Genomic DNA, 18997 nt, shown 5'->3' on the forward strand with positions numbered 1-18997 from the left:
CCGCACCCCCCCCCACCCCCTCCCCCCCCCCCCGGCACATGCGGGGTCGTGCCCCCGGCGGAGCCTCCTCGGCCCCTACGCCTCCTCGCCGCGGCGCAGCGAGGGCTTGAGGTCCTTCAGCCGCCCGAGGAGCCCGTTGACGAACGAGGGCGACTCGTCCGTGGAGAACTCCTTCGCCAGCTGCACCATCTCGTCCAGGACGACCGCGTCCGGGGTCTCGTCGACCCAGATCAGCTCGTACGCCCCCAGCCGCAGGATGTTGCGGTCGACCACCGGCATCCGGTCCAGCGTCCAGTCGACGGCGTACTGGGCGATGAGTTCGTCGATGCGCTGCGCGCGCGCGGCGTAGCCCTCGACCAGCTGCATCGTGTACTCGCTGACCGGCGGCTGCCGGGGATCGGTCCGGGACAGCCGGATCCAGTCCGCGAGGACCGTCAGGGCGTCGGTGCCGCGCTGGTCGCCCTCGAAGAGGATCTGGAAGGCGCGCTTGCGGGCCGTGTTGCGGGCAGCCACGGTTAGCTGTTCACCCGGCCGAGGTAGTCGCTGCTGCGGGTGTCGACCTTGATCTTCTCACCGGTGGTGATGAACAGCGGGACCTGGATCTGGTGGCCGGTCTCCAGGGTGGCGGGCTTGGTGCCGCCGGTGGAGCGGTCGCCCTGGATGCCGGGCTCGGTCTCGGCGACGCTCAGCTCCACGGCGGCGGGCATCTCGACGAAGAGCACCTCGCCCTCGTGCTGCGCGACGGTGGCCTCGAAGCCCTCGACGAGGAAGTTGGCGGCGTCGCCGACGACCTTGCGCTCGATGTGCAGCTGGTCGAAGGTCTCCATGTCCATGAAGACGAAGTAGTCGCCGTCCATGTAGGAGAACTGCATGTCGCGCTTGTCGACGGTGGCCGTTTCGACCTTGACGCCGGCGTTGAAGGTCTTGTCGACCACCTTGCCGGAGAGCACGTTCTTGAGCTTGGTGCGCACGAAGGCCGGGCCCTTGCCGGGCTTGACGTGCTGGAACTCGACGACGGACCAGAGCTGGCCGCCTTCGAGCTTGAGCACCATGCCGTTCTTGAGGTCGTTCGTGGAAGCCACGGTTGCGGAATCTCCTGGACTGACGTGGACGACCCCGGTGCCACGCACCCAGCTCGGGGCTAGAGCGCGAGCAGCTCCTTGGTCGTGATGGTGAGTAGCTCGGGTCCGCCGTCCGCCTCCGGGCGGACGACGAGCGTGTCATCGATCCGGACACCGCCCCGGCCCGGGAGGTGGACCCCCGGTTCGACGGTGACCGGCACACAAGCGTCCAGTTTACCCATGGCCGCCGGGGTCAACTGCGGGTCCTCGTCGATTTCGAGTCCCACCCCGTGACCGGTGAGCGGAGGCAGGCCCTCCGCGTAGCCGGCGGAGCCCATCACCTGGCGTGCCGCCCGGTCCACGTCGCGGCAGGCGACCCCGGGCACCAGGCTCTCACGCCCGGCCCGCTGGGCCGCGAAGACCAGGTCGTACAGCTCGACCTGCCAGCCCGCGGGCTGGGTGCCGATGACGAAGGTGCGGCCGATCTCGCAGCGGTAGCCGCGGTAGGCGGCCCCGAGGCACACGGAGAGGAAGTCGCCGTCCTCCACCCGCCGGTCGGTGGGCCGGTGGCCGCGGAGCCCGGCGTGCGGGCCGGTGGCGACCGAGGTGGCGAAGGCGGGGCCCTCGGCTCCGTGGTCGATGAGCCGGCGCTCCAGTTCGAGGGCGAGATGGCGCTCGGTGCGCCCTACGAGGATGGACTCCAGGAGTTCGCCCAGGGCCTGGTCGGCGATCTCCGCGCCGATGCGCAGGCAGGAGATCTCCTCCTCGTCCTTGACGACCCGGAGTTGTTCCACCGCCGCGCCGAGGTCGTACGGACGCATCCGGGGGGCGACCGAGCGGACGGCCCGGTACCGCGCCACGGTGAGGTGGTGCTCCTCCAGGGCGAGCGACTCGATGCGGAGACCCGCCGCCAGGTCGGCGGCGGCCACGACCGGGTCGCCGGGGCCGGGCAGGACGTGCGTGCCGAGGGCGGGGTCGGGGCTGCTCCCGACCGGGCGTCTGTCCGGCGGCGCCGGACAGACCAGGACGTCCTCCTCGCTGCCGACCAGCAGCGCGGAGCCCTGTGGGGCGGCACCGGCGAGATAGCGGACGTTGGCCGGCCTGGAGACGACCGCGGCCGCGGTACCGACCGCGGCGCAGCGCTCCCGCAGGCGGGCTCGGCGGGCCTCGTACACCTCTGACATGAGACGAGCCTAGAAGTCCTGGGTGGATCGTGCCGGTCGGGAGGGTTCCGTTCGGGGGACACGGCGGGAGCGCGGTCCACGGGGCGCGGCGGGACGGACCGGCCGCACGGCCCCGCGGAACGGGCCGCGGGACTGCCGCCGGCCCGTCGACCGGCCGCCTCCGGTCACCCCCGACCGGGGCAACGGCCTGCGGACCGGCCGGCGGCGCGCACCGGCGTCGGGCGGGAACTCCCGGACTCCCGGACGGCGGTCCCACCGGCCCGAACCCGCGCCGGGGCGATCACTGACGGGGTGCGGGGACGGAAGCCACGGACCGAGGGCGCGGACTGTGGGCGCGGACTGTGGGCGCGGACCGTGGGCGCGGACCGTGGGCGCGGGCCGAGGGCGCGGAGCGCGCCTCACCACTGCGGCGGGCTGGCTATCGACCTCGCCAGCGCCTCGTCGAGCACCCGGGCCGTCTCCGGTACGTCCATCTGGGAGTTGTCGATGATCGGCAGCCCGGAGCCGTACCACCCGGCCATGCGCCCGTGGATGCGGGCGACCTCCTCGTCGGTGAGACGCCGGTTGCCCGAACGTTTCGCGTTGCGCTCCAGGACGATCTCCAGCCCGGGCAGCAGCACGAGCGGCAGGAGGCCTGGGCCGACGTGACGCTTCCAGCCGCCGAGGCCGACGACGGGGCGGTCGGGGAAGACCGCGTCGTCGAGGATGCAGGAGATCCCGTTGGCGAGGAAGTTGCGGGCGGCGAAACCGCAGGTGCGGCGCGCCAGGCGGTACTGGGCCTCGGAGTTGTCGTTCCAGCCGGACTGGGGGTCGGCGAAGCCGGACCGGACCCATTCGCGCACGTCGTCGAGGCTGATGTGCGCGGTGGGGACGCGGCGGTGGTCGGCCCAGTACTTGGCGACGCTGGTCTTGCCCGCGCCGGCCGGGCCTATGAGCAGGACGGCCAGCGTCGCGGTGGCCGGTTCCGGGGCGGCGGGCGGCGCGCCGGGCACCCCGACCGGACCGCCCGGCGGCAGCGGCACGTGGCCGGTGCCCTCAACGGGTGGCGGGGCCGACGGGTGCGGAGGGGAAACGCGCGGCGGGGCACCGCGCGGCGGGGCGGGTGGCACGGGGGGAAGGGGACCGGGCCCGGGTGCCCCGGTGAAGCCCGGTGGCGGAGGGGGTACCGGACCGGACCCCTCGTACGCTCCCGGGTGGTGTGCGGCCGGCGGCCGGCCGACGGCCGGTCCGTGCCCCGGCTGGTGGGGCGGCGGCAGCGGAGAACCCACTGCGTGCTGCATCCGGTGCCACTCCGTCTCGTCTTGCTGGGCTGGCGATGGGCGCTGGCGGCGGGCGCGCACCGCCGCTGTCGAACCGTACCGTCCCCGGCCACCGATCGGTGAACGGCCGGGGACGACGCGAAGTGCCCGAGGCGGGGTGCGAATCGGGCGGTCCGGGCCTTCCGGTTCCTACTGGCCGACCTCTCCGTAGGCGGCGAGCAGGACCGCCGGGTCGGGCCCCTCCAGGACCGTCGGCTTGGCCAGACCGTCGAGCACGATGAAGCGCAGCAGGTCGCCGCGGGACTTCTTGTCGACCTTCATGGTCTCCAGCAGCTTGGGCCACTGGTCGTGGCGGTAGTGCAGCGGGAGCCCGACCGCCTCCAGGATCGTGCGGTGCCGGTCGGCCGTGGCGTCGTCCAGGCGCCCGGCCAGGCGGCCCAGTTCGGCGGCGAAGTGCATGCCGACGGCGACCGCGGCGCCGTGCCGCCACTTGTACCGCTCGTTCTTCTCGATGGCGTGCCCGAGGGTGTGGCCGTAGTTCAGGATCTCCCTGCGGCCGGACTCCTTCAGGTCCGAGGAGACCACCTCCGCCTTGACCCGGATCGACCGCTCGATCAGTTCGGAGGTGTGCGGGCCGGCCGGGGTGCGGGCGGACTGCGGGTCCGCCTCGATCAGGTCCAGGATCGCCGGGTCGGCGATGAAACCGGCCTTGATGATCTCCGCCAGCCCGGAGACGTAGTCGTTGACCGGCAGCGAGTCCAGTGCCGCCAGGTCGCACAGTACGCCCGCGGGCGGGTGGAAGGCGCCGACCAGGTTCTTGCCCTCGGCGGTGTTGATGCCGGTCTTGCCGCCGACCGCCGCGTCCACCATCGCGAGCACGGTGGTCGGGACGGCGACCCAGCGCACCCCGCGCAGCCAGGTCGCGGCCACGAACCCGGCCAGGTCGGTGGTGGCGCCGCCGCCCACGCCGACGACCACGTCGGTGCGGGTGAACCCGGACTGGCCGAGTGCCTTCCAGCAGTAGGCCGCGACCTCGGCGGTCTTGGCCTCCTCCGCGTTCGGCACCTGGACGGCGATCGCCTCGTACCCCTGTCCGGCGAGATCGGCGCGCAGGGCGTCACCGGTCTCCGCCAGCGCTTCGGGGTGGATCACGGCGACCCGCTTGGCCCGGGTACCGATCAGCCCGGCGAGTTCGCCCAGCAGTCGCCGGCCGATCAGCACCTCGTACGCCTCGGTGCCCGCGCTCGGGCCGACCTGGATCCGGGTTACTGCCTCGCTGCTCATGCTTCCTTCAACTCCACGGCGTCCAGGGCGGCCTGGGCGACGTCCTCGGGGGCGCGGCCGTCGGTGGGCACGACCGCCGCGGCCACCTCCTCGTACAGGTGGCGGCGGGCCTCCATCAGTTCGCGCCACTGCTTGCGCGGGTTGACCGCCAGCAGCGGCCGGGCCGCGCCCAGTCCGGTGCGTCGGACCGCCTCCTCGACGTCCATCGACAGGTAGACCACCGGGCGGCCGGCCAGCAGGGCGCGGGTGTCCGCGTCCAGGACGGCGCCGCCGCCCAGTGCCAGGACGCCGTCGTGCTCGGCCAGCGCCCGGGCCACCGCCTGCTTCTCCAGGGCGCGGAAGGCCGGCTCGCCGTCCTCCACGAAGATGTCCGCGACGGTCCGGTCCTGCGCGGCCACGATGTCGTCGTCGGTGTCCCGGTAGCCCACGCCGAGACGCTCGGCGAGCAGCCGGCCGACGGTGGACTTGCCCACGCCCATCGGGCCGACCAGGACCAGCAGCGGCCCGCTCATCGGATCTGCAGGTGGTCGAGGTACGAGCGCACGTTGCGGCGGGTCTCGGCGACGCTGTCGCCGCCGAACTTCTCCGCCACCGCGTCGGCCAGGACCAGGGCGACCATGGCCTCGGCGACGATCCCGGCCGCGGGCACCGCGCAGACGTCGGAGCGCTGGTGGTGGGCCTGGGTCGGCTCGCCGGTGGCCACGTCCACCGTGCGCAGCGCCCGCGGAACCGTCGCGATCGGCTTCATGGCCGCGCGCACCCGCAGCAGCTCACCCGTGGTCAGGCCGCCCTCGGTGCCTCCGGAGCGGCCCGAGGCGCGCCGGACGCCCTCGTCGGTGGCGACGATCTCGTCGTGCGCCCTCGAGCCCGGCACCCGGGCCAGCTCGAAGCCGTCGCCGACCTCCACACCCTTGATCGCCTGGATGCCCATCAGCGCCGCCGCCAGTCGCGCGTCCAGCCGCCGGTCCCAGTGCACGTGGGAGCCCAGGCCGACCGGGACCCCGTAGGCCAGCACCTCGACCACGCCGCCGAGCGTGTCGCCGTCCTTGTGCGCCTGGTCGATCTCCGCGACCATCGCCTTCGACGCGGCCTCGTCCAGGCAGCGCACCGGGTCGGCGTCCAGTCTGTCCACGTCGGCCGGGGTCGGGTAGACGCCGTAGGGGGCCTTGGCGGAGGCCAGCTCGACCACGTGCGAGACGACGTCGATCCCGGCGGTCTCCTTGAGGTAGGACCGGGCCACCGCGCCGAGCGCCACGCGGGCCGCGGTCTCCCGCGCCGAGGCCCGCTCCAGGATCGGCCGCGCCTCGTCGAAGCCGTACTTCTGCATGCCCGCCAGATCGGCGTGGCCCGGCCGGGGCCGGGTCAGCGGGGCGTTGCGGGCCAGCTCATCCAGTTCGGCCGGGTCCACCGGGTCCGCGGCCATCACCTTCTCCCACTTCGGCCACTCGGTGTTGCCCACCATGACCGCGACCGGGGAGCCCAGGGTCAGGCCGTGGCGCACCCCGCCGAGGAAGGTGACCTCGTCGCGCTCGAACTTCATTCGTGCGCCGCGGCCGTAGCCGAGGCGCCGCCGCGCCAGGTGGTCGGCCACCATCTCCGTGGTGACCGGCACACCGGCGGGAAGGCCCTCCAGCGTCGCGACCAGTGCGGGGCCGTGCGACTCCCCCGCCGTCAGCCAGCGCAACCTGCTCAACGATGCTCCTTCTGCTCGCGCTTGGACCTGCGGACGGCGCGGCCGGGTGCTGCCCCGGGCCCGCCTGCCCAAATCCTCCCATGCCCCGGCATGCGACCGATCACCGTCCCAGCCATCGGACACCCCCGACGGTGCCGGCGCCGCACCTCCGCCGACGTTCGGGCACGGGTGGGGCCGCCGGGCGTCGTGCGGAGGGCGTCACTCCGCCGGCGGGGCCTGGCGGCTGTCGCCGCCGAGCGCCCGCTCCCCGGCCGCGCGCATCGCCTCCAGGGGCGCGGGGGCGCGCCCGGTCATCCGCTCCACCTGCAGAACCGCCTGGTGGACGAGCAGGTCGAGCCCGCCGACGACGACACCGCCGCGGCGTGCCCAGGCCGCGGCCAGCGGGGTGGGCCAGGGGTCGTAGACCACGTCGAACAGGGTTCCCGGGCGGGCGGGCACGGATGGTGCCAGGTCGTCGGTGGTGCCCGCCGGGGTGGTCGCGACCACCAGCGGTGCCTCGAAGGCGCGGGCCGCCCGGGCCCAGCCGGCGGTGCGGACCTCGACGCCCAGCCGGTCTCCCCAGCCCCGCATCTCCGCGGCCCGCGCCTCGCTGCGGACGTACACGGTGACCGGCCCCGTGCAGATCCCGGACAGTGCCGCCAGGGCCGAGGAGGCGGTGGCCCCGGCGCCGAGCACCGCGGCGCCGTCCACCTTCTCCACCCCGTGCTCGCGCAGCGCGGCGACCATGCCGGGGATGTCGGTGTTGTCGCCGACCCTCCGGCCCTGCTCGGTGAGGACGACCGTGTTGACGGCCTCGACCGAGCGGGCGGTCTCGCCGACCTCGTCGAGCAGCGGGATGACGGCACGTTTCAGCGGCATGGTGAGGGAGAGGCCGGCCCAGGACTCGTCCAGCGTCGCGAGGAAGCCGGGAAGCTCCGCCTCGTTCACCTCGAACCGGTCGTACGTCCAGCCCGCGAGGCCGAGTTCGGCGTAGGCGGCCCTGTGCAGGACCGGGGAGAGGGAGTGCGCGATCGGCGAGCCCAGGACCGCCGCGCGCTTCGCCTTGCTCATTGCTGCGCCTGCTTCCGTTCCTTCTCGTACTCGGCGACGTTCTTCTGGTGCTCCGCGTAGGTCTTCGAGAAGACCGTCTTCTCCTCGTTGATCGACACGAAGTAGTACCAGGGGCCGGTGGCCGGCTTCAGCGCGGACTCCAGGGCCTGCTTGCCGGGGTTGTCGATGGGCCCCGGGGTGAGCCCCTTGATGCTGTAGGTGTTGTAGGGGTCCTTCACCTTGCGCAGGTCGGCGACGCGCCCGACGTCCAGGGTGCTCTGGTCCTTGAGGTAGTTGATCGTGGAGTCGAACTCCAGCCGGCCGACCGTCTCCCGGTTGTCGGGCTGGAGGCGGTTGTAGACGACGCGGGCCACCTTGTCGAAGTCGTGCTTGTACTTGCCCTCCGCCTGGACCAGGCTCGCGACGGTGATGACCTGCAGGGGGCCGTCCAGGCCCAGCTCCTTCGCCTTGCCCTGGAGGTCGTACTGCCCGTACTGCTTGGTGGCGCGGGCGACCATCTGCTTCAGGACGTCCTCGGGCTTCATGCCCTTGGCGACCGCGTAGCTGGACGGGTAGAGGAAACCCTCCAGCGGGTCCTTGATGTCCTTGTCGTCGTTGGCCCAGGAGGGCAGGCCGAGGTCCTTCCAGTCCTTCTGGGCGATCTTCCGGGTGGTGCCGTCGGCGAGTTTCAGGCGCTTGTCGATGGCCGCGTAGACCCAGGAGTTGCGCTTGCCCTCGGGGATGATCAGGTTGTCGCGGCTCTTGGGGCTGAGCATCAGGGCGACCGCGCTGGCCGCCGACATCTGCTTCTGGAGCGTGTAGATGCCGTCCTGGATGGTCTTGCCCTTGGGGTTCTCCTGCTGCGCGGCGACGAACGCGTCCACGCTCTTGACGACGCCGGCCGCCTTCAGCTTGCGGCCTATCACGTAGCCGCCGGCGCCCTTGGGGATCTCGACGGTCACCATCTCGCCGTTGCCGTCGCCCGCGTAGTCCGGGGCCGCGCCGAACCGGCCCTGGAAGTACTTGAAGCCGACGTATCCGACGCCGCCCAGGCCGCCGCCGAACACCAGCAGCACGACCAGGCAGGCGCAGCCGCTGCGCCGCTTGCGGCCCTTGCCGTCCTTGGCGCCCTTGCCGCGTGCGCGCCGGCTGCCCGGCTCCCCGTCCTCCGGGAGCCGCTCGCGGTCCGCGTCCTCGCCGTCCGCGTCCTCGCCGTCCCCGTCCGGGTCGCCCTCCGCGAAGGCGTGTTCCGCGGCGTCGGGGTCCGGATCCCAGTCGGGGCGGGGTTCCGGTTCGGGCCGGCGCCGGGCCGGGGGCTCGGGCGGCGGATACGCGTCGGCGGTCCGGTAGTAGTCGGGCTGCTCGCCGCCGTGCGCCATGGCCTGCTGACCGTACGGGTCGCCGGAATCGTCCGGGTACCGCACCTGTGCGTACGTGCCGCTGCCGTCCCAGCCGCCCTGCTGGTACTGCGGCTCGGCGGACGGCTCACCGTAGTACTGCTGGTACTGCTGCTGGGCCTGCTGCGGGCTCTGCGCGTAGTACTGCTGCTGGTACTGCTGTGGCTGCTGGTACTGCTGCCCGCCCTGGTGGGGCTGCTGGTACTGCTGCTGATCGTGCTGGTACTGCCGCTGGTCGTGCTGGTACGTCTGCTGGGGATGCCGGTACTGCGCGTCGTAGCCTCCGCCCGGATCCTGCCCCCAACCGTCGTAGGAGTTCTGCTGCGGTGCGTACGGCTGCTGCGGATCGGGCTGCTGCGGGGCACCGTAGGCATGCTGATGGCCCATGTGGGGCTGCTGCCCCGACCATCCGCCGTCCCCGTACAACGGGTCGTCCGGATGCCACGGATCGGGGCCCTCGCCCCGGCCATACTCAGTCATCGGTCCCCTAGAGCCGCGATGCGGCGGTTACGCGGAGTGAAGACCCGGCTCCCTACCGCCTCTCTTCGTGCGGCTGCTGTTCGAACACCGCCGCTTCGCGCGGAACGTTACCGTATCGCGATCAGATGACCACTTCGACGCCCTCGCCCGGAGCTCTGCCTGACACCCGTTCGGATTCGAGCGCCTGCTGCAGGATGACCACCGCGGCCGCCTGGTCGATCACGGAGCGTCCCTTCCGGGCGCTGACACCCGAGGCACGCAGGCCCTGACCGGCCGTCACGGTCGTCATCCGCTCGTCGACCAGGCGCACCGGGACCGGTGCGATGCCCTGGGCGAGTTCCCGCGCGAAGCCGCGCACCTTGGCGGCGGCCGGCCCCTCGCCCCCCTTGAGGGAGCGCGGGAGACCGACCACCACCTCGATCGGCTCGTACTCCTCGACGAGCTGCCGCAGCCGGCGGTGCGCCGCCGGCACGTCCCGTCCGGGAACCGTCTCGACCGGGGTCGCGAGGATCCCGTCGGGGTCGCACGAGGCGACCCCGATCCGCGCGTCCCCGACGTCGATCGCGAGCCGGCGTCCTCTTCGCATCGCGGCCGCCCTACTTCGCCGTCTCGGCCACGAGGCGCTCCACGGCATCCACGGCCTCACCGACCGCGGCGGGGTTCTGGCCGCCTCCCTGGGCGACGTCCGGCTTGCCGCCGCCACCGCCGCCGAGGGTCTTGGCGGCCGTGCGGACCAGGTCGCCGGCCTTGAGACCGCGCTCCCGGGCGGTCTCGTTGGTGGCGATCACCGTCAGCGGCTTGCCGTTGTTCACCGCGAACAGGGCCACGACCGCGGCCCGGCCGCCCTGGAGGCGGCCCCGCACGTCGAGGACCAGCTTGCGCAGGTCGTCCGCCGCGGTGCCGTCCGGCACCTGTCCGGTGACCAGGGCGACGCCGTGGACGTCCCTGGCGGCGTCGGCGAGCCCGGCGGCCGCCTGGAGCACCTTCTCGGCGCGGAACTTCTCGATCTCCTTCTCGGCGTCCTTCAGTTTGCCGAGCATCGCGGAGACCTTCTCCGGCAGCTCCGCGGAACGCCCCTTGAGCAGCTCGGTCAGCTGGTTCACGACCGTGTGCTCCCGGGCCAGGAACTGGTAGGCGTCCACGCCGACCAGCGCCTCGATACGGCGCACCCCGGAACCGATGGACGACTCGCCGAGCAGCTTGACCAGGCCGAGCTGGGCCGTGTTGTGCACGTGCGTGCCGCCGCACAGCTCCTTGGAGAAGTCGCCGATGGTGACGACGCGGACCCGCTCGCCGTACTTCTCTCCGAACTCGGCGATGGCGCCCTGGCGTTTGGCCTCCTCGATGCCCATGACCTCGGCGTGCACGTCCAGGTCGTGGGCGAGCACCTCGTTGATCTTCTGCTCGACGTCGAGCATGACCGTCTGCGGCACGGCGGAGGGCGATCCGAAGTCGAACCGGAAGCGACCCGGCTGGTTCTCGGAGCCGGCCTGGGCGGCCGTGGGGCCGAGCGCGTCGCGCAGCGCCTGGTGGGTGAGGTGGGTGGCGGAGTGGGCGCGGGCGATGGCCTTGCGGCGGCGGGTGTCGATGGAGGCGTGCCCCTTGGCGCCGACGGTGACCTCGCCGACCTGGACGACGCCCTTGTGGACGTACACCCCCGGCACCGGCTTCTGGCAGTCGCGGACCTCCACGACGGCCCCGCTGTCCAGCCGGATGCGGCCGGTGTCGCCGATCTGGCCGCCGCCCTCGGCGTAGAACGGGGTGCGGTCGAGGACGACCTCGACCTCGTCGCCCTCGGTGGCGGCCGGGGAGGACAGGCCGTCGACGAGGATGCCGACGACGGTCGACTCGCCCTCGGTGTCGGCGTAGCCGATGAAGTCGGTCTCGCCCGCGGCGTCGGCGATCTCGCGGTAGGCGCCGAGGTCGGCGTGGCCGGTCTTCTTGGACCGGGCGTCGGCCTTGGCGCGCTCCCGCTGCTCCTTCATCAGGCGGCGGAAGCCGTCCTCGTCCACGGACAGGCCCTGTTCGGCGGCCATCTCCAGGGTGAGGTCGATGGGGAAGCCCCAGGTGTCGTGGAGCAGGAAGGCCTTGTCGCCGGGGAGTACGGCGGATCCGGCGGCCTTCGTCTCGGACACGGCCGTGTCGAGGATGTTGGTGCCGGCCTTCAGCGTCTTGAGGAAGGCGTTCTCCTCGGCGAGGGCCACCTTCTCGATGCGCTCGCGGTCGGTGATCAGCTCCGGGTACTGCTGCCCCATCATGCCGATCACGACGTCGATCAGGTCCCGGACGACCGGGCCGGTGGCGCCGAGCAGCCGCATGTTGCGGATGGCGCGGCGCATGATGCGGCGCAGCACGTAGCCGCGGCCCTCGTTGCCGGGGGTGACGCCGTCGCCGATGAGCATCACCGAGGTGCGCATGTGGTCGGTGACCACGCGCAGGGACACGTCCGAGTCGTGGGCGTCCCCGTAGGAGACGCCGGTCAGCTCGGTGGCCTTCCTGATGACGGCCATGGAGGTGTCGATCTCGTACATGTTCTGCACGCCCTGCAGAATCATCGCGAGCCGCTCCAGGCCGAGGCCGGTGTCGATGTTCTTGCTGGGCAGGTCGCCGAGGATCTCGAAGTTGTCCTTGCCGATGCCCTCGCCGCGCTCGTACTGCATGAAGACCAGGTTCCAGATCTCCACGTACCGCTCGTCGTTGACGGCGGGTCCGCCCTCGGCACCGAACTCGGGGCCGCGGTCGTAGTTGATCTCGGAGCAGGGTCCGCAGGGGCCGGGGACGCCCATCGACCAGAAGTTGTCCTTCATGCCGAGGCGCTGGATGCGCTCGGCCGGCACGCCGACGACCTCCCGCCAGATCTGCTCGGCCTCGTCGTCGTCCTGGTAGACGGTGATCCACAGGCGCTCGGGGTCGAGTCCGTAGCCGCCCTCCTCCCGGGCGCCGGTGAGCAGCTCCCAGGCGAGCTTGATGGCGCCTTCCTTGAAGTAGTCGCCGAAGGAGAAGTTGCCGCACATCTGGAAGAAGGTGCCGTGCCGGGTGGTCTTGCCGACCTCTTCGATGTCCGGCGTGCGCACGCACTTCTGCACGCTGGTGGCGCGCGGGAACGGGGGCTTGACCTCGCCCAGGAAGTAGGGCTTGAAGGGCACCATGCCGGCCGGGACGAGGAGCAGAGTCGGGTCGTCCGCGATGAGCGACGCCGAAGGGACGACGGTGTGCCCGCGCTCCTCGAAGAAGCTCAGCCAGCGGCGGCGGATCTCAGCCGACTCCATCAGTGGTCCTCATTCCGATCGAACGAGTACGTCGTGGGTTCCACGTACTCGGGGGAGTTGGTGTGCTCGGTGGTGCTGCGGTCGTTCTCGATCGCGGCGTGGCGCCGCGGCGCGGGGAGTCCGGGGGCGTCCTGGATGCCCAGGGCCGCCTCGAGTTCGGCCTCCCGCCGGGCCATGTTGTCGCGGACGTCGACCGCGAAGCCGACGGCGCGGTCCCTGAGGCGGTGGCCGGTCTCCAGCGCCTTGTTCGCCGCGGTGGCGGCGAGGCTCTCCGGGGTGAGCTGCCTCAGCTTGCGGTTGACCTTGGTGGTGGCCCACACACCGGCGGCGACGCCCGTGCTGAACCAGAATGTACGGCGGAACATCGCTAGGTCTCAGTCCTTCTTCCCGCGGGCGTTGCGCTTCTCCCGCCGCGCGCCCGGGACGGTTCGCCCCACGATCACGGCGCTCCGGGGCGCCTTGGCGGGCACGCCGTCCTTGCGGCCGCCGAGCGCCCGGCGCACGCCGTAGCCGAAGGCCGCGACCTTGACCAGGGGGCCGCCGAAGGTGGAGGCGACGGTCGTCGACAGCGCGGAGGCGTTCGACGTCACCTCCTGGACGTCGGTCGCGATCGCGTCGACCCGGTCGAGCTGCGACTGCGCGGAGCGCACCGCCGTGGAGGCGTCGGCCAGCAGCGGAACGGCCTGGTCGGTCACGTCCGCCACGAGCCTGGTCGTCGCCCTGAGCGTCTGGGCCAGCCTCGCGAGAGCCACCGCGAGGAAGGAGACCAGAATCGCCCAGAAGACGGCCACCAGGATCCCGGCCACCTCTCCACCGGACACCTTGTGCACCCGCTCCCTGAAACGTGCCTGAACATCGAGAAAGTAGTGTCCCGAGCCTATCGCGCCGGGGGTGCGGCTCCGTACCGGATTCCCGGCGGGGGGTCCAGCGGCGGGCGAAGCGATTGTACGGAGTGAATACGGTTCAGTACGCTGCGTGTTCCATGCGAGACGACCAGCGCCGCGACGGCTCCAGGGCCGTCGGCAATCTCCCCGCGGAACCCGACGCGTTCGTGGGCCGGGGGGCCGAACTGGCGGCGCTGGCGAGCGCTCTCGACACCGCGCGTCTGGTGACCGTGACCGGTCCCGGCGGGGTCGGCAAGTCGCGGCTGGCGGCCCGGGCGGCCGCGGGTCGCACACCGGCGGACGGCGTGTGGCGCGTGGAACTGGCGGCCCTGCGCGATCCGGAGCTGGTCGGCCACGCCGTCGTCGAGGCGCTCGGTCTGACCGACCACACCGCGCGGGGGCCGCGCGAGACGCTGCTCGACCGGCTCGCCGGGCGCGAACTACTGCTGGTGCTGGACGGGTTCGAGCATCTGGCGGACGCGGGCGGCGACCTGGTGGCGGCCCTGCTGGGCCGGTTGCCCGGACTGCGGGTGCTCGCGGTGGGGCGGCGGCCGCTGCGGCTGGCCGGCGAGCGGCTGCTGCCCCTGGGGCCGCTCGGCGAGGACGAGGCGGTGGAACTTCTCGCGGACCGGGCCTGCGGCCACGGCGTGACCGTCGTCGACGACCCGGACGTGCGCCGGCTGTGCCGGCGCCTGGACGGGATCCCGCTCGCGGTGGAGCTGGCCGCGGGCCGCTTGCGGGCGCTGTCGCCCCGGCAGTTGCTGGACCGGTTCGCCGACCGGTTCGGCCTGCTGTCCGGCGGGGTGCGCGACGTCCTGCCGCGCCACCGGGCGCTGCGCACCACGATCGGCTGGAGCCACGAGTTGTGCGCCCCGCGGGAGCGGCTGCTGTGGGCGCGGCTGTCGGTGTTCGCCCGGCGGTTCGAGCTGGAGGCCGTGGAGTACGTGTGCGGCGGGTACGGGCTGCCCGCCGACGAGATCCTCGACGTGCTGACGGAGCTGATCGCGCAGTCGGTGGTGATGCGCGAGCAGACCGCCGCCGGGGTGCGGTACCGGATGCTGGACGCGGTCCGGGCCTACGGGCGGGACTGGCTGGAGGCGACGGGGGACGCGGGACGGCTGCGGCGCCGCCACCGCGACTGGTACGTGGGGCTGGCCACCTGGTGCGAGCTGGACTGGTTCTCCCCGCGGCAGGTGCAGGTGGCGGCCCGTATGGAGGCCGAACTGCCCAATCTGCGGGCCGCTCTGGAGCTCTGCCTGACCCAGGACCCGGACGAGGCCCGTCTGGGGCAGTACCTGGCGGGCACCCTGTGGTTCTGCTGGGTGGGCTGCGGCCGGCTGTCGGAGGGGCGGCGCTGGCTGGAGCGCTGCCTGGAGTCCGGGGCCGGGCCGAGGACCGGCGAGCAGCCACGGCTCAGGGCCCTGCCCCGGCTCAAGGCACTGTGGGTACTGGGCTACGTCGCGGTCCTCCAGGGGGACAGGGGCCCCGCGCTGGCCGCCCTCCACGAGTGCCGGCAGGAGGCGGAGCGGGTCGCGGACCCGTTGGCCGTCGCGTACGCGGAGCACCGCACCGGCTGCCTCGCCCTGGTCTGCGACGACATGGCGGGTGCCGAGGCGCTGCTGGGGTCCGCGCTGGCGCGGTACGAGGAGATCGGCGAGCTGAACAGCAACGTGCTGATGGGCCGGGTGGAGCTGGCCATGGCGCAGGCGTTCCGGGGGGACCTGCACGGCGCGGTGCGGCTGTGCGAGGACGTGCGCCGGGTGTGCGAGGACCACGGGGAGCGGTGGGCGCGCGCCTACGCGCTGTTCGTGCTGGCCTACGCGGCCTGGGCCGGCGGCGATCCGGGCGGGGCGCGCACCCTGCTGGCCGAGTGCCTGTCCGGCGCCCACGGCTTCGACGACCTGCTCGGGTCGGTGCTCTCGGTGGAGCTGCTCGCGCTGGTCACGGCCGCGGAGGGCGATCCGGAGGAGGCGGCGGTGCTGCAGGGTGCGGCGGCGCGGATGTGGCCCTCGGTGGGGCTGCCGCTGTTCGGCTCGGTCCACTTCGGCGCCCCGCACCGGCTGTGCGAGGCGACCGCCCGGGAGCGGCTGGGCGACGAGCGGTACGAGGAGTGCGTACGGCGGGGCGGGGAGCTGACCCGGGCGCAGGCGGTGGCCCGGGCGCTGGGCCGGGGCGGGCCGGGGGTGCCGGGGCCGCGGGGGCGCGGGCGTGCGGGCCGGAGCGGCGCCGGTACCCCCGGGACACCTCAGCCCGCCGCCTCGCCCGCCCGTGGGGGCGGGGAGGCGGCGGGCTGAGGTGGTGGGCCCGGCTGGGTCAGCGGGCGTAGTACTCGACGACGAGCTGCTCGTCGCAGATCACCGGGATCTCCTTGCGGTTCGGCTCGCGGTCCAGGCGGAACGCCAGGGCCTTGAGGTTCACCTGGAGGTAGCGCGGGGTCTCGCCCTCCGGCGCGAAGCCGCCCTCACGGGAGATCTGGAAGAGGGTCTTCTCGCGGCTGCGGTCGCGGACCTGGACCACGTCGTCGGGACGGACCACGAAGGACGGCTTGTCGACCTTCTTGCCGTTGACCTGGATGTGGCCGTGGACGACCATCTGCCGGGCCTGGTAGATCGTGCGGGCGATGCCCGAACGCAGGACCAGCGCGTCGAGGCGCTTCTCCAGCTCCACGATCAGGGCCTCGCCGGTCTTGCCCTGGACCTTGACGGCGCGGTCGTAGGCGCGGACGAGCTGGCGCTCGGAGATGTCGTACTGGGCGCGCAGGCGCTGCTTCTCCAGCAGCCGGACCTTGTAGTCCGAGTTCTGCTTGCGGCCGCGGCCGTGCTCACCCGGCGGGTAGGGGCGGGCCTCGAAGTACTTGACGGCCTTCGGGGTCAGCGCGATGCCGAGGGCACGCGACTTCTTGACCTTGGGGCGGGACTGGTTCGCCACTGCTTCTGTCTCATTTCACTGGTGTCGGCTCGTCAGGGTTGCGGAGGTCGCATCCGCAGCCGGGAAGACCCGCCGGGTCCCGGAGGGGACCTGCCGGGCAGCCGCTTCCCTGGTCTGGGCACATACGTGCAGCACGCGAGTGGCCCACCGGCCGCTCCCGGGGATCCGGGTGGTGGTGGGCTGCCCGCGACACCGTTCGACGGTGCGCGACGCTCCTGGATCCGGCCCGCGAGGGTCCGGCTCCGGCCGGGTGTCCCGCTCTGACAGCGCGGGACTCGGCACTCCCGAGAAGTTTACAGGGTGCTCAGGACCGCCTGCGACCGAGGTGCTTCCTGGTCCACTCCACCGCGTCCGCGTACCGGGCCTCGGCGCCGTGCCGGTTCGGTGCGTAGTACTCGCGGTCCTTCAGGGCGTCCGGGGCGTACTGCTGGGCGGCGATGCCCTCGGGCAGGTCGTGCGGGTAGACGTAGCCCTGCGCGTGGCCGAGCTTGGCGGCGCCCTTGTAGTGGCCGTCGCGCAGGTGCGCGGGCACCGGCCCGGCCAGGCCCTTGCGCACATCGTCCAGCGCGGCGCCGATCGCGGTGGTCGCGGAGTTGGACTTGGGGGCCAGGGCCAGGGCGATGGTGGCGTGGCTGAGGGTGAGCGCGGCCTCCGGGAAGCCGATCATGGCGACGGCCTGAGCGGCGGCGACGGCGATCGGCAGGGCGCCCGGATCGGCGAGGCCGATGTCCTCGCTCGCGGAGATCATCAGGCGGCGGGCGATGAACCGGGGGTCCTCGCCGGCCTCGATCATGCGGGCCAGGTAGTGCAGGGCGGCGTCCACGTCGGAGCCGCGGATCGACTTGATCAGAGCGCTGGCGACGTCGTAGTGCTGGTCGCCGTCGCGGTCGTAGGTCACCGCGGCGCGGTCGACGGTCTCCTCCAGGGTCTGCAGCCCGATCTCCGTCTCGCCCTTGTCGAGGGCGGCGCCGGCGGCCGCCTCCAGGGCGGTGAGGGCGCGGCGCGCGTCGCCGCCGGCGATGCGCAGGAGGTGGTGGGCGGTGTCCTCGGGGAGGGCGACGGCACCGGTCAGGCCGCGCTCGTCGGTGAGCGCCCGGTCGAGCAGGCCGCGGACGTCGTCGTCGGTGAGCGGTTCCAGGGTGAGCAGCAGGGAGCGGGACAGCAGCGGGGAGATCACCGAGAAGTACGGGTTCTCCGTGGTCGCCGCGATGAGGGTCACCCAGCGGTTCTCCACGGCCGGCAGCAGGGAGTCCTGCTGGGCCTTGCTGAAGCGGTGGATCTCGTCGAGGAAGAGGACGGTCTCCTGGCCGTAGCCGCCGCTGGCGCGCCGGGCGCCGTCGATGACCGCGCGGACCTCCTTCACCCCGGCGGTGATCGCGGACAGTTCGACGAAGCGCTTGTTGGTGGCCTTGGAGACGACGTAGGCGAGGGTGGTCTTGCCGGTGCCGGGCGGGCCCCAGAGGATCACCGAGGAGGGTCCGGCCGGGCCGCCGGCGCCCTCGCCGACAAGGCGGCGCAGCGGTGACCCGGGCTTGAGCAGGTGCTGCTGGCCGACCACCTCGTCGAGGGTGCGAGGGCGCATCCGGACGGCCAGGGGGCTGCCCGTGGGGTCCTTCTCCTGGCGTTCTTCTGCTGCGGCGGTGAACAGGTCGGGTTCCACTCCGGAAACCCTAATTCACCCCGCCGACAGTGCCCCGCCCCGGCGGCGGCCGGTCAGCTGGTCCACAGGTCGCTGCCCCAGCGGGTGAGCACCAGCATGGCGATGATGCCGACGTGGGTGACGGGCAGCACCCAGGGGAACTCGCCGAGGAAGGTCCGCACCGGGCGGGGGGCGGGCAGGAAGTCGTTGCGGATGTTGGCGGCGGTGACGTACCAGAACATGACGATCGTCACGACCCACGCCAGCGAGCACCACAGGCACAGCGCGTTGATCCGGTACAGCGTCTGGAACTGGAGCCAGGTGACGAAGACGACGCCGAACAGGCAGCCGGCGTTGAACGTCAGCCAGTACCAGCGGGGGAAGGTCACCCGGGTGAGCAGGCTCACCCCGACGCAGACGACGATGCCGTAGGCGACGAGGCCGAGCATCGGGTTGGGGAAACCGAAGACCGAGGCCTGGTCGCTCTCCATGACGCTGCCGCAGGAGACGACCGAGTTGACGCTGCAGGCCGGGACGAAGGTCTTCCCCTCGACCTTCGCCTCCAGCAGCTTGAACTTGTCCAGCGTGATGACCCAGGAGGCGAGCACGCCCAGCGCGCCGGTGACCACCAGCATCAGGGCGAAGGGCCGGCCGGCGCCCACCGAGCGGGGCACGGCGGCTCCGCCGGGTTGCGGCTCGGGCTCCGTGGAGACGTCCTTGACTGTCGTCTTGCTCATCACGCCGATCCGTCGGTTGAGAGTTGGCCTTCTTCGGGCACGGCCATTGTGCCGCACGCGTACGGCTTTCCACCGTCCGGTGCCCGTAAGGAGGTACGGACGATCACCCTCCGGCGTTCGATTCCGGCCGCGTGTGCGAACCGGTCCGGTACG

At 72.7% G+C, this 18997-nt stretch carries 17 protein-coding genes; 1 reads left to right on the forward strand and 16 read right to left on the reverse strand.

Going from position 1 to position 18997, the window contains the following annotated elements:
• Positions 1-75: 75 nt before the first annotated feature.
• From nusB to ACL02U_RS23795, 13 genes are all read right to left on the reverse strand, one after another.
• Positions 76-513: a transcription antitermination factor NusB gene (nusB, locus tag ACL02U_RS23735; protein ID WP_412792932.1), complete on the reverse strand. Its 438-nt coding sequence runs from the start codon at positions 511-513 to the stop codon at positions 76-78.
• 2 nt (positions 514-515) lie between these two features.
• A complete protein-coding gene (gene efp, locus ACL02U_RS23740) occupies positions 516-1082 on the reverse strand; it encodes an elongation factor P (protein WP_412792933.1) in 567 nt (188 codons plus the stop codon).
• A 59-nt stretch (positions 1083-1141) separates the two neighbouring features.
• Positions 1142-2245, reverse strand: coding sequence for a M24 family metallopeptidase (locus tag ACL02U_RS23745; RefSeq protein ID WP_412792934.1), 1104 nt, complete (start codon positions 2243-2245; stop codon positions 1142-1144).
• A 398-nt stretch (positions 2246-2643) separates the two neighbouring features.
• The gene (locus ACL02U_RS23750) at positions 2644-3525 is read right to left on the reverse strand and encodes a Pro-rich N-terminal domain-containing protein (protein ID WP_412792935.1); all 882 of its coding nucleotides are present in this window, start codon (positions 3523-3525) and stop codon (positions 2644-2646) included.
• 168 nt (positions 3526-3693) lie between these two features.
• Positions 3694-4788 (reverse strand): 3-dehydroquinate synthase, encoded by a 1095-nt coding sequence (gene aroB, locus ACL02U_RS23755; RefSeq protein WP_412792936.1) that lies wholly within the window; start codon positions 4786-4788, stop codon positions 3694-3696.
• Entirely contained in the window at positions 4785-5300 is a 516-nt protein-coding gene (locus tag ACL02U_RS23760) for a shikimate kinase (protein ID WP_412792937.1), read from the reverse strand. The genes aroB and ACL02U_RS23760 overlap by 4 nt, the downstream gene beginning before the upstream one ends.
• Entirely contained in the window at positions 5297-6481 is a 1185-nt protein-coding gene (gene aroC, locus ACL02U_RS23765; RefSeq protein WP_412792938.1) for a chorismate synthase, read from the reverse strand. The genes ACL02U_RS23760 and aroC overlap by 4 nt, the downstream gene beginning before the upstream one ends.
• 198 nt (positions 6482-6679) lie before the next feature.
• Entirely contained in the window at positions 6680-7531 is an 852-nt protein-coding gene (locus tag ACL02U_RS23770; RefSeq protein ID WP_412792939.1) for a shikimate dehydrogenase, read from the reverse strand.
• Positions 7528-9387 (reverse strand): endolytic transglycosylase MltG, encoded by a 1860-nt coding sequence (mltG, locus tag ACL02U_RS23775; RefSeq protein WP_412792940.1) that lies wholly within the window; start codon positions 9385-9387, stop codon positions 7528-7530. The genes ACL02U_RS23770 and mltG overlap by 4 nt, the downstream gene beginning before the upstream one ends.
• Positions 9388-9508: 121 nt before the next feature.
• Complete coding sequence (ruvX, locus tag ACL02U_RS23780; RefSeq protein ID WP_412792941.1) at positions 9509-9973, reverse strand: Holliday junction resolvase RuvX; 465 nt, start codon at positions 9971-9973, stop codon at positions 9509-9511.
• Between the two features lie 10 nt (positions 9974-9983).
• Positions 9984-12656: an alanine--tRNA ligase gene (gene alaS / locus ACL02U_RS23785; RefSeq protein WP_412792942.1), complete on the reverse strand. Its 2673-nt coding sequence runs from the start codon at positions 12654-12656 to the stop codon at positions 9984-9986.
• Entirely contained in the window at positions 12656-13021 is a 366-nt protein-coding gene (locus ACL02U_RS23790; protein ID WP_412792943.1) for a hypothetical protein, read from the reverse strand. The genes alaS and ACL02U_RS23790 overlap by 1 nt, the downstream gene beginning before the upstream one ends.
• A 9-nt stretch (positions 13022-13030) precedes the next feature.
• The gene (locus ACL02U_RS23795; protein ID WP_412792944.1) at positions 13031-13486 is read right to left on the reverse strand and encodes a DUF948 domain-containing protein; all 456 of its coding nucleotides are present in this window, start codon (positions 13484-13486) and stop codon (positions 13031-13033) included.
• Between the two features lie 152 nt (positions 13487-13638).
• Between ACL02U_RS23795 and ACL02U_RS23800 the strand changes: the two genes are divergently transcribed.
• Complete coding sequence (locus tag ACL02U_RS23800; protein ID WP_412792945.1) at positions 13639-15834, forward strand: ATP-binding protein; 2196 nt, start codon at positions 13639-13641, stop codon at positions 15832-15834.
• 19 nt (positions 15835-15853) lie between these two features.
• On the opposite strand, the gene rpsD is transcribed toward ACL02U_RS23800, so the two are convergent.
• The 3 genes from rpsD to ACL02U_RS23815 form a co-directional block, all read right to left on the reverse strand.
• Complete coding sequence (gene rpsD, locus ACL02U_RS23805; RefSeq protein WP_412792946.1) at positions 15854-16468, reverse strand: 30S ribosomal protein S4; 615 nt, start codon at positions 16466-16468, stop codon at positions 15854-15856.
• A 304-nt stretch (positions 16469-16772) separates the two neighbouring features.
• Positions 16773-18128, reverse strand: a complete 1356-nt coding sequence (locus ACL02U_RS23810; RefSeq protein WP_412792947.1) for a replication-associated recombination protein A — start codon at positions 18126-18128, stop codon at positions 16773-16775.
• Between the two features lie 53 nt (positions 18129-18181).
• Entirely contained in the window at positions 18182-18844 is a 663-nt protein-coding gene (locus ACL02U_RS23815) for a vitamin K epoxide reductase family protein (RefSeq protein WP_412792948.1), read from the reverse strand.
• Positions 18845-18997: the final 153 nt, after the last annotated feature.

The organism is Streptomyces sp. MS06 (genome assembly GCF_047200655.1).
GTDB lineage: Bacteria > Actinomycetota > Actinomycetes > Streptomycetales > Streptomycetaceae > Streptomyces.

Coding starts and splice junctions, on each gene's coding strand:
- ACL02U_RS23745 (WP_412792934.1), bottom strand. CDS start 2,245: ATGTCAGAGGTGTACGAGGCCCGCCGAGCCCGCCTGCGGGAGCGCTGC.
- ACL02U_RS23750 (WP_412792935.1), bottom strand. CDS start 3,525: ATGCAGCACGCAGTGGGTTCTCCGCTGCCGCCGCCCCACCAGCCGGGG.
- aroB (WP_412792936.1), bottom strand. CDS start 4,788: ATGAGCAGCGAGGCAGTAACCCGGATCCAGGTCGGCCCGAGCGCGGGC.
- ACL02U_RS23760 (WP_412792937.1), bottom strand. CDS start 5,300: ATGAGCGGGCCGCTGCTGGTCCTGGTCGGCCCGATGGGCGTGGGCAAG.
- ACL02U_RS23770 (WP_412792939.1), bottom strand. CDS start 7,531: ATGAGCAAGGCGAAGCGCGCGGCGGTCCTGGGCTCGCCGATCGCGCAC.
- mltG (WP_412792940.1), bottom strand. CDS start 9,387: ATGACTGAGTATGGCCGGGGCGAGGGCCCCGATCCGTGGCATCCGGAC.
- ruvX (WP_412792941.1), bottom strand. CDS start 9,973: ATGCGAAGAGGACGCCGGCTCGCGATCGACGTCGGGGACGCGCGGATC.
- alaS (WP_412792942.1), bottom strand. CDS start 12,656: ATGGAGTCGGCTGAGATCCGCCGCCGCTGGCTGAGCTTCTTCGAGGAG.
- ACL02U_RS23790 (WP_412792943.1), bottom strand. CDS start 13,021: ATGTTCCGCCGTACATTCTGGTTCAGCACGGGCGTCGCCGCCGGTGTG.
- ACL02U_RS23800 (WP_412792945.1), top strand. CDS start 13,639: ATGCGAGACGACCAGCGCCGCGACGGCTCCAGGGCCGTCGGCAATCTC.
- ACL02U_RS23815 (WP_412792948.1), bottom strand. CDS start 18,844: ATGAGCAAGACGACAGTCAAGGACGTCTCCACGGAGCCCGAGCCGCAA.